Source organism: Streptomyces sp. NRRL S-340, assembly GCF_000720185.1.
Lineage (GTDB): Bacteria > Actinomycetota > Actinomycetes > Streptomycetales > Streptomycetaceae > Streptomyces.
Window position 1 is genome coordinate 26,132 of the sequence record NZ_JOIY01000045.1, and the last position, 16,295, is coordinate 42,426.

General features: G+C 73.3%; 9 protein-coding genes. 4 read left to right on the forward strand and 5 right to left on the reverse strand.

Going from position 1 to position 16,295, the window contains the following annotated elements; genetic code table 11:
- Positions 1-17 precede the first annotated feature (17 nt).
- The 4 genes from IG64_RS30075 to eccE form a co-directional block, all read right to left on the reverse strand.
- Positions 18-1,952 carry an ABC transporter substrate-binding protein gene (locus IG64_RS30075; RefSeq protein ID WP_037861944.1) on the reverse strand — a complete coding sequence of 645 codons (1,935 nt, stop codon included), beginning with the start codon at positions 1,950-1,952 and terminating at the stop codon, positions 18-20.
- A gap of 374 nt (positions 1,953-2,326) precedes the next feature.
- Positions 2,327-5,590 (reverse strand): SCO5717 family growth-regulating ATPase, encoded by a 3,264-nt coding sequence (locus IG64_RS30080; RefSeq protein ID WP_037861947.1) that lies wholly within the window; start codon positions 5,588-5,590, stop codon positions 2,327-2,329.
- 406 nt (positions 5,591-5,996) lie between these two features.
- Positions 5,997-6,767, reverse strand: coding sequence for a hypothetical protein (locus tag IG64_RS30085; RefSeq protein WP_078884304.1), 771 nt, complete (start codon positions 6,765-6,767; stop codon positions 5,997-5,999).
- Between the two features lie 2 nt (positions 6,768-6,769).
- Positions 6,770-8,095 (reverse strand): type VII secretion protein EccE, encoded by a 1,326-nt coding sequence (eccE, locus tag IG64_RS30090; RefSeq protein WP_078884305.1) that lies wholly within the window; start codon positions 8,093-8,095, stop codon positions 6,770-6,772.
- A 198-nt stretch (positions 8,096-8,293) separates the two neighbouring features.
- Here eccE and eccB point away from each other — a divergent pair, with 198 nt between their 5' ends.
- The 4 genes from eccB to IG64_RS30110 all read left to right on the forward strand — a co-directional run bounded on the left by eccB (position 8,294) and on the right by IG64_RS30110 (position 12,085).
- Entirely contained in the window at positions 8,294-9,814 is a 1,521-nt protein-coding gene (eccB, locus tag IG64_RS30095; protein ID WP_037861949.1) for a type VII secretion protein EccB, read from the forward strand.
- Positions 9,815-9,831: 17 nt separating this feature from the next.
- Positions 9,832-11,082, forward strand: a complete 1,251-nt coding sequence (gene mycP, locus IG64_RS30100; protein WP_051813500.1) for a type VII secretion-associated serine protease mycosin — start codon at positions 9,832-9,834, stop codon at positions 11,080-11,082.
- Positions 11,083-11,381: 299 nt separating this feature from the next.
- On the forward strand, positions 11,382-11,723 hold the full coding sequence (locus tag IG64_RS30105; protein WP_037861950.1) for a WXG100 family type VII secretion target: 342 nt from the start codon (positions 11,382-11,384) through the stop codon (positions 11,721-11,723).
- Between the two features lie 59 nt (positions 11,724-11,782).
- Entirely contained in the window at positions 11,783-12,085 is a 303-nt protein-coding gene (locus IG64_RS30110; protein ID WP_037861952.1) for a WXG100 family type VII secretion target, read from the forward strand.
- A 69-nt stretch (positions 12,086-12,154) separates the two neighbouring features.
- On the opposite strand, the gene eccCa is transcribed toward IG64_RS30110, so the two are convergent.
- Complete coding sequence (eccCa, locus tag IG64_RS30115; protein WP_078884306.1) at positions 12,155-16,120, reverse strand: type VII secretion protein EccCa; 3,966 nt, start codon at positions 16,118-16,120, stop codon at positions 12,155-12,157.
- Positions 16,121-16,295: the final 175 nt, after the last annotated feature.

The window sequence follows — 16,295 nt, forward strand, 5'->3', positions numbered from 1 at the left end:
TGGACACGGTCGCCGTCCTATTCACGGTCTTCCGCCGTCGCGCGGCGGCGCACCGCGAAGAGCACCGCGAGGCCGCCGAGGACGACGACGCCCACCACGATCCCGATCACGACACCGGTCGAGGACGAACCGCCGGAGGAGTCAGCGGAGTCGGCGGGGACGGCCGACCACCAGCTCCAGTAGCCGTCCTGCCCGTAGATGTTGCCCGCCGCGGACGGCATGGTGGTGATCGACTTGATCTGGTCCGTGCGGTAGGCCTCGACCGCGTTCGGATAGGCCATGACGTTCATGTACCCCAGGTCGTACAGCCGCGACTCCATCTGCTTGACGATGTCCGCCCGTTTGGCGGGGTCGTACTCGGCGAGCTGACGGCCGTACAGGTCGTCGTACGTCTTGTCGCAGATGAAGTTGTCGGTGGCGCCCGTGTCCTTCGGGGTCTGCGGGCGCGCTGCGCAGGTGTGGATGGAGAGCACGAAGTCCGGGTCGGGGTTGACGGACCAGCCGTCGAAGGCGAGGTCGTACTTGCCGGCCAGCCACGGGTCGGTCACGTTGTCCAGGCAGTCGAGGGTGATCCCGATGCCGAGCTTGCCCCACCACTCCTGGAGGTACTTGCCGACCGCCTTGTCGTTCGGGTCGGTGGCGTGGCACAGGACGCGGTAGTTCAGCGGCTTGCCGTCCTTGCCCACCCGCTTGCCGTCGGCGTTCTTCTTGTAACCGGCCTGGTCGAGGAGCCGCCCCGCCCCGGCCGGGTCGTAGGCCAGCTCCTGAGCGGCCGTCGGCTTGTAGAAGTACGGGGTGAAGCGCGGCGGGATGTAGCCCTGGCCCTCGACCGCGTGGCCCTGGAAGACCTTGTCGACGATCGTCTTGCGGTCCACCGCCATGAACAGCGCGTGCCGCACCCGCTCGTCCAGCAGGGACGGGTCGCCGTCACCGATCTTCGTGCCGTTCTTCGCCCGGGCGCCGGGGTTGGTGGCCAGGGCGTAGAAACGGCGGCCGGGTGCGTCGTTGACGTGGATGTTCTTCTCGCCCTCGAGGGAGGCGGCCTGGGCGGGCGTCAGCGAGGGCGAACCGGCCACGAAGGACACCTCGCCCTTGCGCAGGGCGGCCACGGCGGCGTCCTGGTCCTTGTAGTACCGGAACACCAGTTCGTCGAACTTCGGGGCGCCCCGCCAGAAGTCCTTGTTGGCCTTCAGCCGCACGTAGCTGTCCGGCTTGTAGTCCGTGAGCACGAACGGCCCGTTCCCGACGACCGGGAAGCTCTTGTCGTTGTTGAACTTCGAGAAGTCCCCGACCTTCTCCCAGACGTGCTTGGGCACGATCGGCACGTCGAGCGCGGTCATCGTGGCCTGCGGCTTCTTCAGCCGGATCACCAGCTGCGTCGGGCTGGGCGCGGTGACCTTCGCGAAGTTGCCGACGAAACTGCCGTTGGCGGTGGCGGCGCCCTGGTCGGTCATCATCTTGTTGAACGTCCACGCCGCGTCCTCGGCGGTGGCCTGCTGCCCGTCCGACCACTTGGAGTCGGTGCGGATCGTGTACGTCCAGGTCAGCTTGTCGGGCGACGACTGCCACTTGGTGGCCAGACCCGGGATGACGTGGTTGTCCTTGGGGTCGTAGTTCGTCAGGTACTCGTACATCAGCCGGTGGATGCTCGTGCTGAGCAGCCGTACCGCCAGGAAGGGGCTGAGCGAGTCGACGCTCTGCGCGACGGCGACGGTGAGCACGTTGTGGCCCTCGCCGCCCTGGTCGTCCTTCCCCGCCTGTGCTGCCTGTGCTGCCTGTGCCGCTCGGGCGGCCTGGGAGCCCTGGTCGGCGCGCGACTGCGCGGCCCAGGCGGACGGCGCGGCGAGCCCGGACGCGAGGAGGAGCGCCGCGGCGCCCGCGGCGGCGAGGAAGCGTGTCCTCCCCGGGCGGGGGCCGTTGCGTCCGCTGCCGTGCTGATCGTGTGTGTTCATGGCTCGGTGACCTCGCGTCGTCGCACGCGCGGGACGCTGCGCGCCCCGCGCGAGGCGGGCTTGAACAGAAGTGAACAGGCTGGAACGAGCTGTAGAGGGGCTTGAACGAGCTTGACCGGGTGACGCCGACGGAATGAAGTGTGTGTCTATCAGCGGCAGTCTGCGCGCGTCAACGGTGTGTCAAACCCCATGTGGCCTGCGGAAACAACAATTGAGCCGCGTCTTGATCCCCATTGGTGGAGACCACTGACGCCTCCCTGGTGAGAGCGTGGCGGCCGATTCCCGACGGTTGTGCGACGGTGCTGTCCGCGAACGCGCGAAGGCCCGCACCGTCGGGAGACGGCGCGGGCCTTCACACGTTCGCAGCCCGGAATCTACTGCTGCTGCTGCGCGGGCGGGGGAGGCGGCGGGGCCTGCCCGCCCTGCGGGGCCTGCGGCGGCCCGGCCGGGGGCTGCCCCGGCTGGGGCTGCGGCTGCGGTGGGGACTGCTGGGGGTAGGGCTGCCCGGCCTGCGGGGGCGGGAACTGTCCCGGCGGGCCGGGGGGTACCGGCTGTCCCGGGACGCCGGGCTGGGCGCCGGGTGCGGGCGGCGCGGGGTGCTGCCCGGGCAGCGGCTGCCCGGCACCGGGCTGCGGGTACGGCTGCCCGGGCCCGGCCGGCTGTCCGTAGGGCTGTCCGGGGCCGGCCTGCGGGGGCGGGAAGGGGCCGGCCTGCGCCGGATACGGCTGCCCCGGCTGCCCGGCGTAGGGCTGACCCGGCACGCCGGGGTACGGCTGCTGTCCGGGGTACGGCTGTTGTCCGGGCAGGGGCTGTCCCGGCTGGGGCTGCCCGGGGACCGGCTGCCCGGGGTAGGGCTGACCGCCCGGCACGGGCTGGTACGGCAGGGGCCGGCCGGGCATCGGCGGGGCCGCCACCGGAGGCGGATTCCCGTCCGACGTCCACAGTCCGTGCGCCTGCTGGTGCCGGACGAAGTCCTCGGCGACCATCGCCGCGAGGTTGAAGTACGCCTCCCGCACCTTGGGCCGCATCATGTCGAGGTCGACCTCGGCGCCGGCCGCCAGATGCTCGTCGAACGGCACCACGACGACACCCCGGCAGCGCGTCTCGAAGTGGGAGACGATGTCCTCCACCTTGATCATCTTCCCGGTCTCGCGCACACCCGAGATCACGGTGAGGGACCGCGCGACCAGATCGGCGTACCCGTGCGCGGAGAGCCAGTCCAGCGTCGTACTGGCGCTGCTGGCACCGTCGACGGACGGCGTGGAGATGATGATGAGCTGGTCGGCGAGGTCCAGCACGCCGCGCATGGCGCTGTAGAGCAGACCGGTGCCGGAGTCCGTCAGGATGACCGGGTACTGGTTGCCCAGCACCTCGATCGCGCGCCGGTAGTCCTCGTCGTTGAACGTCGTGGACACGGCCGGGTCGACGTCGTTGGCGATGATCTCCAGACCGGAGGGCGCCTGCGAGGTGAACCGCCGGATGTCCATGTAGGAGTTGAGGTAGGGGATCGCCTGGACCAGGTCACGGATGGTGGCCCCGGTCTCCCGCCGCACCCGGCGGCCGAGCGTGCCCGCGTCCGGGTTGGCGTCGATGGCGAGGATCTTGTCCTGCCGCTCCGTGGCGAGTGTGGACCCCAGCGCGGTGGTGGTGGTCGTCTTGCCGACACCGCCCTTGAGGCTGATGACCGCGATCCGGTAGCAGGACAGCACCGGCGTACGGATCAGCTCCAGCTTCCGCTGCCGCTCGGCCTCCTCCTTCTTCGCACCGATCCGGAACCGCCCTGCGCCCGCCGCGGGACGCCCACTGCGCGCCTTCTGCCGCTTGTTGTTGAGCAGCCGGTCGGACGACAACTCGACGGCCGCCGTGTAACCGAGCGGCGCGACCCCGGGATTGGTCGGCTGCCGCTGGTCGTGCTGAACGGGCTGCGGCCACGCGGCGCCGGTCCGGGGATCGACGGGAGGCTGCTGGGCAGCGGGTGCGGGCGCCGCCGCCGGGGGCTGCGCGCCGTCCGGCTGCGCGGGCGGCTGCGGGAAACCGTAACCACCGGCCTGGCCGGGAGGCAGGGGCGCGCCCGGTGCGGCCGGCCGGTTCGGCGGGAAGCCGTATCCCTCCCGTGCGTCGGACGGGGCGGGCGCGCCGGTCTGCGGGAAGCCGTAACCGCTCGGCGCCTGCTGCGGGGGCTGTGGCACGGAGGGGCCGGGGGGAGGCGGCGGGAAGCCGTATCCCGCCGGGGCGGCGGGTGCCGGGCCCGGCTGCGGTCCCGCGGGCGCGTTCCAGGCGGCCGGCGCGGGCTGCGGGGCCTGCGGGGCCTGCGGAGGGAACGGCGGCTGGGGCTGCGCGTGCCGGTCGTCCGGAGCGCCGGCCGGGGGCTGGGACGGGCCCGGCGCGGACGGGCCGGTCGCCGGCTGCGCCGGGGGCTGTCCCGGCCACTGGGCAGCCGGGGCCGGGGCGGCGGGCTGGTACGACGGGGGAAGCGGCGGGACGGCGTGCTGCGGCGCGGGCGGGGGCCCCCACGCGGCCGGGGCGTCCTGGGGCACGGCGTCCTGCGCGGGAGGCTGCGCCGGCCCCGGGGCGGCACCGGCTGCCGGGGTGCTGTCGTCGGCGCCGGCGGCCTCGGGCGTGTCCGCCCCGGCGGGTACGGCACCGCTCACCTGCTCGTTCCCCGGGGCCTCCGCGTCCTCGCCGACCGAGTCATCGGCCCCGGAGGCGGAGGCGGTGGCGTCGCCGGCTTCGCCGGACGGGCCCGGGTGCGCGGACGGCTCGGGGGCGCCGGGACCACCCGGAGCAGGGGCGTCCGCAGGGCCGGTGGGGCCCGTGGTGTCCGCCGTGTCCGTGCTCTGCGCGTCCGTGCCGTCGTCCGCGGTGTTCGCGGCCCCGGGCGCGGTGCCGTGAGCACCGGAGTGCTCCGGCGACCGGGGGTCAGGCTCGGAGGCGGCCGGGGGGAGCCCCGCGTCGTCGGGGCCGCCGGTGGACCGCGGGGCAGCGGCCGGATGCCCGGCTTCGTCGGTGGCGCCGGTACCCGGGTCGCTCCCGGGCCCGGCTTCCGGATGTCCGGCGGCCTCCTCGAAGCGGCCGCCCGATGCCGCGCCGGCCGGGTGGTCCGTGACGTCCGCGGCCGCGGCCCCGCCCGTGGATGCCGCGTCCTGCCGCGCCGGTCCCTCGCTCACGGTCCCGTCCGCGCCGAAGGCGGCGGCGTCACCGGCCCCGCCCTCCTGCTCCGCGCGCTCGCGCCGGGCGAACTCGCGCTTCAGAGCGGCGGAGGAGATCCGCACCGTCGCCCCGCTCACCAGATCGCCGTTCGCGGGTTCCCCCGGTTCCGGTGCCGGGGGCGCGACGGGTGCCACGGGCGGCTCGGGCGCGGCGGCGGAGGGGGCCCAGGCGGGCTGGAAGCCGCTCTCCGGCGGCGGTGCGGGAAGGTCGACCGGCGGCCCGGCCGGCGGGGGAGGGGTGAAGGGAGCGGCCGGTGCCGGTGCGGGTGCCGTCTCCTCCGCCGCACCCGACGCGTTCTGCGTGTACCAGGCCGGTGGCGCGTAGTCGATGGTGAACTCGCCCGTCGAGTCGACGGCGGACGCAGCGTCGGGCTGGTCGTCGTCGGGCGTGGCCCAGCCCCCGCGGATCCCGTCCCGATCGCTGTTCACAGTTCCTCCTGGTGTGGTCGAGCACCCTCATGCCGTGCTGGGGCGACCGTTCGTGTCGTACGGGGTCGGTCGGAAGCGGTCCTCGGCGGAGTGGAACCGAGCCGGCCCGCTCGGCCATCCCCCCGGAGCGCCGACGGCCCGGCCACGGGCTCTGATGTGGCGCCCCGGTACCAGCCTAATCACCACAGCCGTACCGGTGGCAGCCCGTCCGGCGTCCGCCCGGGTACGCCCCGTCACACACGAGCACCCGCACACCCGTCAAGGCGGGCGAGAACCGGTCAAATCGCCCGGTGTTCGCCCGGGTCGCCGGCCGGCCGCGGCTCCCGCGCGGCCACGCACCCCGGCGAGCAAGGGAGCGGAGGACATTCCGGCCGTTCCCGTCAAAGAGTGCTGTTTCCCGGGCAGTTCAGTCCATGCGGCGGGCGGTGCCCAGCAGGCCGATCTCGGGGTCGGTCGGCTGCGTCATCACGTACTGCCGGTCGCGGTCGGCGCACCACAGCGTCACACCGTCGGGGAGCGTCGGAAGGGCGTCCACGTCGGCCCGCGGCAGCGCCATGGTCCGGCCCAGCTCGGCGGCCTCGTCCGGGGAGATCCGCTGCACGCCGACGAGCCGTGCCTGCCGGATCAGCCGGGGGGCCACCGGACTCAGGTACGGGAGCAGGGTCACCACCGACTGCCAGGGACCGGAGACGACCCGGCCGCGCGGCGGCCGCATGCCGCAGTCCCGGACCAGCAGGACGGGCGTACCGGCCGACGCGCCCTGCGGGGGCACCCGGCCGACCTCGTGGACCGCCAGGCCGTTCTGCCCGCCCCCCATGGCGTGCACCATCTGCATCCACGCCTGGGCCCGGCCGGTCTCCACCGCGACGCGTGCCCCGGTGGCCGCCGCCCGCAGGGCCAGGACCTGCGCCGTCCACAGGCTCCCGATGAGGACGACGTCGTACGGCGTCGGGCTGCTGAGTCCCAGGACCGCGGGCCTGCCCTCGGCGTCCACCCCGATGACGACGCCGTCGTCCCCGATGGGCAGCGCCAGCGTGTCCAGTTGGTCCGTGGGCAGCGTGTGCCGTCCGTGCCGCGGACCGATCAGTCCGAGGCCGGTGCGCAGCCGCCCGCGCGGCCGTCCGGCCACCGGGGAGGAAGACGTGGCCGCGAGGGCGCCCGTCCGGGGGTCCGCCATCGTCACCGGGTACCTCCGAGGGGGAGCGTGGCGAGCATGGCGGGCGCCTGCTCCCGGTCCAGGCGGGCCAGGCCGGCCCCGGCGTGCCGGGCGGCGTCCTCCAGGCTCCGCCGGGCCGCGGCGAGTTCGTCGTCGCTGCGGCCGGTCACCCTCACGTGCGCGCACAGGTCCGTCTGCCGCCGGTCGCCACCGGACAGAGTGAGACTGAACGTCGTGGCGAACGCCGGCACGCTGGTGAGGGAAGCCACGAGCTGCGGCAAGGAGGCGGCGCCTGGGCCCAGTTGCGGCCAGCGCCGCACCCAGTACGTGGTGTGTCTGCGGTTGTCGCACCGCCAGCTGCGGCCGGTCTCCTCCGTGCGCCGCTCGCGCGCCTCGGTCCGTCCCGCCTCGGCCGTCACCAGCGGATTGGCGCACGCCGAGGTGGCCAGCGCCGCGATCAGCTCCTCCTCGTCGAGCACCGTGGTACGAAACCCCGCACCCGTGAGCCGGCTGGCCAGGTGGTCCGCGGCGCGCACGAGGGACTTCTGCGCCCCCACCAGGCCACCGCCGCGGGCCGCCACCGCCTCCCGGCACAGTCCGGGATCCAGTTTCAGGGCGATCCAGGTGATGCGCGCCGCCGGTGCGCCGGTCTGTGCCTGCAGCGGCGCGTAGTTGGTCACCGCCACGGAGTGCTGGGGCAGGTGGAGGGCCGGCGCGGGCCGCGTGTGCAGCACGATCTGCGCCGACTCCAGCCGGATGCCGTCCACCTCCAGGGCGTCCCGGACCAGCGCGACCGGCAGCGGCTGCCGCCCTCGCTCCGACCGCACCGCGCTGACCTCGGCCTCCACCTGCACCACCGCGCTGAGGAAGGTGCCGTCCCCGACCATCCCGACCTGCCGCCGGTCCCGGCCGCCGTAGGAGCAGGTCCGCAGGCCGGGATCGCATTCGACCGCGGGAGCCAGCCCCGGCTCGGTGCCGTCCGGCACCAGGGTGCTCGCCGCACGCCGCTGACGGGCCCGCAGCGCACGCACGGTGGCGAGCCACTCGGGCAGCGAACGTCCCCGCCGGCGCACGAAGGCGACCAGCGCGAGCAGTACGGCCACGACGGCCGCCGGTGCCAGGGCCAGGGGCCCGACGGCCCAGCCCGCGAGCAGGAGGCCGGCCGCGACTTCCAGGAGGACGAGTCGTTGCAGCCGGAACGCCCGGGTCCCGCCCCGGCGTATCCGGGGTTGCACCGCGGCCGCCGCGGAGGAGGTCACCGGCCGGCCCGCCGGCGCCGCCGGAACCGGTGCCGGCGCGCCCGCCCGGCCCGCGCCGCCACGGGAGCGCACCCGCGTCCCGGAAGCCATCACCGCATCCCCCCGTCATGCTCGCGGCGCGCGCGTGTTTCCGCACCGCACAAGGCCCTTGAAGGCCCCGGTACCCTACCTGCTCCACAAGTCCCCGCGGACACCAGGCATAGTAGGGGCTCGGTCCGGCGACGAGGGGCGGGGACGGGCCCGCCCTCCGGGTACGGCGCAGGGGAAAACGGGGAGAGACACGCACAGATGGCATCTCGGCGGGACCAGCTCAACGCCTACACCTTCGCGAAGCGCCGCATGCTCGCCTCGTTCGTCCGGTCGGCGCCGGGCGGCTCCGAGGAGGGCGCGCCGAAGCCGCTGCGCGCGGTGGTGCCCAGTGTGATCACGGGCGTGGTCGTGATGGCGGTCTTCGGCGCCTGGGGGATGTTCAAGCCCACCGCACCGCAGGGCTGGGACACCCCCAACGCCAAGGTCATCGTCGCCGACCGGTCCACCACCCGTTACGTCGTGCTGAAGACCGGCGGCAAGGCGCAGCTGCACCCCGTCCTGAACATGGCCTCCGCCAAACTCCTCCTCGACCCGGGACAGGGCCAGGTCGTCACCGTCGCCGAGTCCGTCCTCGACAGCGGCCAGGTCCCGCACGGTGTCACCATCGGAATCCCCTATGCCCCCGACCGGCTGCCGTCCGCGCAGCAGGCCGGCGCGGCCAAGCGCTGGATGGTGTGCGAGCGGCCCAGCGCCGGCGGCCGGTCCATCCGGAAGGCCGCGCTCGTCCTGGACCGGCGCGACATGGGGCGCAGCGAGGGCAAGCAGCGGCTGCGCGGGGGCGAACTGCTCTACGTCATGGACCCGGACAGGAACCGCTACGTCGTGGACGCGGGCGGTACGGCCTATCCGCTGGGCGCGGACGACGAGTTGCTGCTGCGCACCGTGGTCGGTTCGGGCCGCGAGCCCGAACGGGTCTCCGGGGAGTGGCTGGCCACCCTGCACCGCGGTGACCGGATCACGTTCCCGAGGATCGACGGTACTCCCGGTGCCCCGGCCCACGCCCCCGGCCAGCTCGACACGTCGGTCAATAAGGTCGGCATGGTCCTCAAGGCGTTCGACGCCAACCAGGAGCGGTACTACGTCGTCCTGCCCGGCCGCATCGCGCCCGTCTCCGACTTCGTCGCCCAGCTCCTGCTCTACAGCCGGGACCTGGCGCGGCTGGGACAGGCCGGTCACGCCCGGGAGATGAGCCCTGGCGCCCTGGTGCCCGGCGGCGCCTTCGGCGCGGAACACACCTGGCCGTCCGCGGTGCCCGTCGCCGTCAACGAGGCGTCCGAGAGGGCGGGCAGCCGCAGCACCGTCTGCAACGTGCTGCGCGGTGTCTCGGCCGACGGCCGCACGACCCTCAGCACCTGGGCCGGAACGGACTTTCCCGCGCCGCTGCCCATCGGATCGGCCAGCGCCTACGTCACCCCCGGATCCGGTCAGCTCTACCGCCAGTTCCAGGGCAGCGCCACCAAGACCGGCCCCGTCTTCCTGGTCACGGACACGGGGCTGCGCTACGTACTGCAGTCCAACTCGGACAGCGCCACGGGTGACGCGGGCATCGGCATGACGGACAAGGAGAAGAAGGAGCTGGCCCAGGAGGCCCAGCAGGCGCAGACCCGCCTGGGCTACGCCGCAGTGAGCCCCGCGCCGGTCCCCGCCGCGTGGTCCGAGTTCCTGCCCACCGGCCCGCGTCTGTCGACGGCCGCCGCGCGTCAGCCGCAGGGCTCCTAGAGAGGAAGTCGAAGAGCATGCCGCACGCGTTCGCCTCCCCCTTCCTGCGGGCGGCGGCGGTGACGGCGGCCGGCCTGGCCGTGGCCGTGACCGCCGCCGTTCCCGCTGCCGCCGGCGACTCCTTCTCCGACCAGTGCACCTTCCCCAGCAAACAGGTCTACGAGGGACGTCCGTGGGCCCTGCAGCGGGTCAACCTGGACCAGTTGTGGAGCCGGTCGCGCGGCAAGGGCGTCCGCGTGGCGGTGATCGACACCGGCGTCGACGTGAAGAACCGGCAGCTCGCCCACGCGGTCGACGCGAAGAGCGGCAAGAACTTCCTGCCCTCCAAGGACGACAAGGGCAAGAAGGTGGAAGGCGCCGGGACGCCCGCCACGACGGACACGGTCGGCCACGGCACCAAGGTCGCCGGGATCATCGCCGCCCGGCCCATGAAGGGCAGCGGCTTCGCCGGCCTGGCCCCCGAGGCCACCGTCATCCCGCTGAAGCAGAACGACGCGGAGGGGCACGGCACGGCCGGGACGCTGGCCGAGGCGGTCCGCTACGCCATCGCCGCCAAGGCCGACGTCATCAACATCTCCCAGGACACCTCGAACGCGGTCGCACCGGCGCCCGCGCTGCGGGAGGCGATCGACGCCGCACTCGGCGCCGGGATCGTCGTGGTGGCCTCCGCGGGCAACGACGGCATGGGCGGCAACGTCAAGAAGACGTACCCGGCCTCCTACGACGGAGTGCTCGCGGTGGCGGCATCCGACCGCAACAACGAACGCGCCGCCTTCTCCCAGTCCGGTGACTTCGTCGGCGTGGCCGCCCCCGGCGTCGACATGATCTCGACCGTGCCGCACGGCGGCCAGTGCGTCGACAACGGCACCAGCTTCTCCGCGCCCTACGTGGCCGGCGTGGCGGCGCTGATCAAGGCCAGGCACCGGGACTGGACCGCGCGCGAGGTGGTGGCGCAGATCGAGCAGACCGCGGAGCGGACCATCGCCGGCCACGACCGCCTCGTCGGCTGGGGTGTGGTGGACCCGGTCCGTGCGCTGACCGAGGACGACCGTCCGGTCGAGTCCCCCGACCCGCACGACGGCCTCACCAGGGCGCAGGCCCCCACCCCCGCCCGTCTCCAGCTCGGCGAGAGTGCCGACGAACGCAACACCCGCCTCGCCGTGTACGTGGCCGTCGGCACCGGGGTCCTGGTGGCCGCGCTCGGCGGCACGGCCGTGGCGGTGCGCGACGCGCGCCGAAGGGCGCGCCGTGTCGCGCGCGCCCGCTGAGCGACGCCGCGCCGGATCGCGCGCGCGACCGGCGCGGTTGAGTACGCGTACTCAGGAACAGGAACGGCCGGGCGCATAGGGTCGACAGGCACCGCGGTCAAGGCAGTTGGGCCCCTGACCGCCGGTGACTAGAGTGAACGGTGCTGTGAGCCGGAACGTCGGCAGGGCGCCGTCGCCCCTCGGGGCGGGGGGAACGGGGAGGGGGGACGTCCGGTGCTCCTGAACCGGTACGACGCGCTTCCCGGGCGCGCCGGAACGCGGACGACACACGTCCACGAACGACGAGAAGGAGCAGGAACATGGCGGACGGCCGGAAGCTCGACAGTGGCGAGGCCATCAGGCTCGAACAGTCCATCGTCCATCGGTACGAGTCGATCCAGGGGCAGCTCCGCCGCCTCCAGGGGACGATCGACATGATCGAGAACAACTGGACGGGGCAGGGCGCGGGGGCCTTCAACGCCAAGCAGACGGAGATCAACGACCACGTGGTCGCGCTCGGGCAGATGCTCGAGAAGGTCCTTGACGGTGTCAACATCAACCGCAAGGACAAGGAGAAGCTCGAGGACGAACTGCACGGCCGGATCCGGCAGATCGACGTCCAGGACCTGGGCGGCAAGACCTCGGCCCTCAGCGGCTACTGAGCCGTGCCGTTCCCGCTCCGTGGCGAGCGGACCGATCCGACCGAAGAGACGGGACAACCATGACGAACGTCCACAACCGGGACCTCGCCGTCAAGTACGGCGTCCTCGACGCGCTGACCACCGAACTCGGCGGCATCGCCAAGAAGTTCGAGGAGGACATCAAGGCGCTCCAGGCCGATGTCCAGAAGATCGCCGAGGGCTGGGGCGGTGAGGCCTACGAGGCCTTCACCAAGCAGCACAAGAAGTGGGACATGCACGCCAACGGCATCCACCAGGCGCTGCTGACCATCGGCCACCGCATCCACGAGGCCGGCGGCGACTACCGCGCCGGCGACCTCAAGGGAGCAAGCTACTTCGAGTGAGCAGGTCCGGACGGCCGCAAGGCAGCGGGGTGGGCGCGCACGGGAGGCGCCCACCCCGTTCCGCTGTCCTCAGTACCGCTCGGGCACCAGGCCCGTCTGCACCAGCGGCCTGCCCCGCCGGCGTGACACGAAGATCCCCCGGCCCGCGGGCATCGGCCGCGGCCTGACCCCGCCGAGCAGATCGCCCTCGCTGGGATCACCGGCGAGCACCACCCCCTGGGCCCCCAGTTCCGTCATCCGCTGCATGAAGGACTCGTACGAAGCACGCCCCGCCCCCGCCGTCGAGCGCGCGATGATGAACCGCACGCCCACGTCCCGGGCGAACGGAAGCAGCTCGGTCAGGCCCCCCAGCGGGTTGCCGCTCGACGTGGAGACCAGGTCGTAGTCGTCCACGACGACGTACACCGTCGGCCCGCGCCACCAGCTCCGCTCGCGCAGCTGCCGGGCCGTCACCTCCGCCGTGGGCGTGCGCCGCTGCATCAGATCGGCCAGCGCGGCCATGTGATGCTCCATGCTGTTGGACATCGGGATGTACTCCGCCAGGTGGGAGGCGGGGGTGACGTCCAGCAGCGTGCGCCGGTTGTCGACGACGAAGAACTTGCACTCGTCACCGGAATAGCGTTCCGACAGCTGCTTGATCAGCAGCCGCAGCAGGTTGGACTTCCCGGACTCGCTCTCGCCGAACACGAGGAAGAACGGGTCCTGTTCGAAGTCGACGAACACCGGTTCCAGGTTGTCCTCGTCGAGGGCGAAGGCGACTCCGCGCTGCGGGAAGCGGTCGCCCGCGGGCAGTTCACCCGCCGGCAGCTCGCGCGGCAGCAGGCGCACGCCGGGCGCCCCCGGCTCCTGCCAGTGCCGGGACACCTCAGCCGCCAGCGCCTGGGTGGCCGCGGCGAGGTCCGTGTCGGAGGTCAGGCCGTCGATGCGCGGCACCGCCGCCATGAAGTGCAGCTTCTGCGGGGACACACCGCGCCCCGGCACGCCCGCGGGGACGTTGGCCGCCACCTTGCGGTCGATCTCGGAGTCCATCGTGTCACCGAGGCGCAGTTCCAGACGGTTCATCAGGTGGTCCTTGATGTTCGCCCGGACCTCCATCGAGCGCGACGCGGTGAGGATCACGTGGATGCCGTAGCCCAGACCGCGCGCCGCGATGTCCAGGACGATCGCCTCCAGCGCCTCGTAGTCGGTGCGGAAACTGCCCCAGCCGTCGATGACCAGGAAGACGTCGCCCCACGGCTGGTCGGTGACGGAGATCTCGCCCCGTGCCCGGCGGCTGCGGAAGTCCGCGATCGACGCGATGCCCGACGAGCGGAAGTACTCCTCGCGGCGCGTCATCACGCCGTACACCTCGGCGACCGTCCGCCGCACCCTCTCCGGGTCGAGCCGCGAGGCGACCCCGCCCACGTGCGGCAGTCCGGCCACCGCCGCCATGCCGCCGCCACCGAAGTCCAGCCCGTAGAACTGGACCTCGTGGGGCGTGTGCGTCAGGGCGAACGCGGAGATCAGCGAGCGCAGCAGCGTCGACTTGCCCGACTGCGGGCCGCCGACGATCTGCATGTGGCCCGCCGCACCGGAGAAGTCCACCCACAGCGGGTCACGGCGCTGCTCGTACGGCTTGTCGACCAGGCCTACGGGCACCACGAGCCGTCCCGCGCCCTCGTACCCCGGCTGGGTCAGGCCGCGGCCACGCACCGCGGTGAGGCCGGGCAGCAGCCCGTCCAGCGCCGGAGGGCTGTCCAGCGGGGGCAGCCACACCTGGTGGGCCGCCGGCCCCTGGGCCTCCAGCCGGCGCACGATCACGTCGAGCACCGTGTCCGCGAGCGCCTCGTCCACCTCGGGCCCCGTCCCCGCCCGCGGCCGCGGCACCGGCGCGTACCGCACGGGCACCTCAGCGGCGGTGAAGAGCACCGGCCGCCGGTCCACCGGCAGCGTCCCACCGGCGACCGGCGGCTGCTGCGCGCCCGAGCGGTACACGCCGGACACGTAGGCCGCCTTGAAGCGCACCATTTCGTCGGTGCCGAACTTCAGGAAGCCCGAGCCGGGGACGTTGGGCAGCTCGTACGCGTCCGGCACACCCAGTGCGGCGCGGGACTCCGCGGCGGAGAAGGTACGCAGGCCGATCCGGTAGGACAGATAGGTCTCCAGGCCGCGCAGCCGGCCCTCCTCCAGGCGCTGCGAGGCGAGCAGCAGATGGACCCCGAGCGAGCGGCCGATGCGTCCGATCTGCACGAACATCTCGATGAAGTCGGGCTTCGCGGTGAGCAGTTCGCTGAACTCGTCGATCACCAGGACCAGCGAGGGGATCGGCTGGAGCGGGGCGCCCGCGGCGCGGGCCTTCTCGTAGTCGTGGATGTTGGCGTAGTTGCCCGCGTCGCGCAGCATCTCCTGGCGGCGGTTGAGCTCGCCGCGGATGGAGTCGCCCATGCGGTCCACCAGGGTCAGGTCGTCCGCGAGGTTCGTGATCACGGCGGCCACGTGCGGCATCTGGGCCATGCCGGCGAAGGTCGCGCCGCCCTTGAAGTCCGCGAGGACGAAGTTCAGCGTCTCCGAGGAGTGGGTGACGGCCAGGCCCAGCACCAGGGTGCGCAGCAGCTCCGACTTGCCCGAACCGGTGGCGCCCACGCACAGGCCGTGCGGGCCCATGCCCTCCTGCGCGGCCTCCTTGAGGTCCAGCATCACCGGGCGGCCGTCCTCGCCGACACCGATCGGCACCCGCAGCCGTTCGGCCAGCGCCCGGGGCCGCCAGGTCCGACGGGTGTCGACGGAGGCCGCGTCGCCCAGACCCAGCAGGTCGGTGAACTCCAGATTGGCCAGCAGCGGTTCGTCGTCGTCCCGCCCGGCCGCCATCCGCAACGGCGCCAGCTGCCGGGCCAGGGCCTCCGCGGACTCGTAGGAGAGCGCGTCGGCCGTCCCCTCGTACACGGAGCCGTCCGGCGACTCCAGGCGCAGCGAGCCGCCGCCGACGACGACGGAGAGATCGCCCGGCGCACGGGCCGGCTCGCCCGGGGCCACCTCGACGACCGTGACCCCCTGCAGGCCCTCGGGGCCCGCGAGCACGCCGTCCGCGGGCAGTGACACGCCGTCCACGAAGACGACGATGTGCGGTTCGTCGGGCAGCGGTGCCGCGTTCGGATGGAAGCGGGGGCGTCCGGTGAGCCGGGCGGACAGCAGCTCCTCCAGCTCGCGGCCGTCCCCGCTGATCAGCCGGCGGCTGCCCGCGCCGTCGACGGCGCCCGCCGCCTGGGCGTGCGGCAGCCACTTGGCCCACTCCCAGTGGGCCGGCGCGTCCCCGCCCGCCGCCACGGCGAGGACGAGGTCCTGCGGTGAGTGCAGGGCGGCGAGCGAGGCGGCCAGCGCCCGCGCCGAGGAACGCACCGCCTGCGGTTCGCCGCTGAGGGTGACGTGGTGGAAGGCGCGCAGGGAGATCGCCATCGGCAGGTCGTCCAGCGTGCCGTGGACGGCGAGGAAGCGCCGCAGCGCGCCCGCCGTCAACGGCTCCAGCTGCTCCACCGGGGCGGTCTCCGGGGCGACCAGGGCAGTGGCGAGCGCCTGCGGGCCCAGACCGACGCGGATCTGCGCGAAGTCCTCGTCGCCCGGCCGCCGTTCCCACACCCGGCTGCCCTCGGCGACCAGCGCCCACAACTGGTCGGGGGAGGGGTGGAGGTAGTACTGCGCGTCGCGCTGCGCACGCGCGGTGTCCAGGGCCGCGCGCCGGGTCTGCGCGAGGTAGCTCAGGTAGTCGCGGCGCAGGTCCGCCAGCTGGCCCTGGGAACCGCGCCGGAAACGCACCACCATCGCGACGGACATCGCCACCGTCGAGGCGATCATCACCATGCCCATGATCTTCATGAACGGCTGGCCGTTGGTGAAGAAGAACACCACCGAGCCGCCCATGCCCAGCGTGGGCAGCAACTGCATCAGGACGCTCTCCTGGTGCCCGCGCGGCAGCTCGGGCGGAGGCTGCAGGAAGACTTCCTCCGTGGGCACTTCGGACGGCAGCGCCCTCGGCGGGCGCTTGACGACGATGTGGCTCACTGCTCACCAATTCCCATGCCGGGCCCGAGGGTCCCGTCCGCCACCCCGTGTCAGGCGGACGCCGTCATCCCGAGCCGGGAGACGCAGGCCGCCGCGTGATCCTACTGACTTCGCCCGACACCAAGGGGCGGTAGGGTGCCGGGGGTTCGCGTGAGCACACGCGTGACCGGCCGGA

What these genes read in the sequence shown, in the direction of transcription:
- eccB (WP_037861949.1), top strand. Translation starts at nt 8,294, where the DNA reads ATGGCATCTCGGCGGGACCAGCTCAACGCCTACACCTTCGCGAAGCGC.
- IG64_RS30105 (WP_037861950.1), top strand. Translation starts at nt 11,382, where the DNA reads ATGGCGGACGGCCGGAAGCTCGACAGTGGCGAGGCCATCAGGCTCGAA.
- mycP (WP_051813500.1), top strand. Translation starts at nt 9,832, where the DNA reads ATGCCGCACGCGTTCGCCTCCCCCTTCCTGCGGGCGGCGGCGGTGACG.
- IG64_RS30085 (WP_078884304.1), bottom strand. Translation starts at nt 6,767, where the DNA reads ATGGCGGACCCCCGGACGGGCGCCCTCGCGGCCACGTCTTCCTCCCCG.
- eccE (WP_078884305.1), bottom strand. Translation starts at nt 8,095, where the DNA reads ATGGCTTCCGGGACGCGGGTGCGCTCCCGTGGCGGCGCGGGCCGGGCG.
- IG64_RS30075 (WP_037861944.1), bottom strand. Translation starts at nt 1,952, where the DNA reads ATGAACACACACGATCAGCACGGCAGCGGACGCAACGGCCCCCGCCCG.
- IG64_RS30110 (WP_037861952.1), top strand. Translation starts at nt 11,783, where the DNA reads ATGACGAACGTCCACAACCGGGACCTCGCCGTCAAGTACGGCGTCCTC.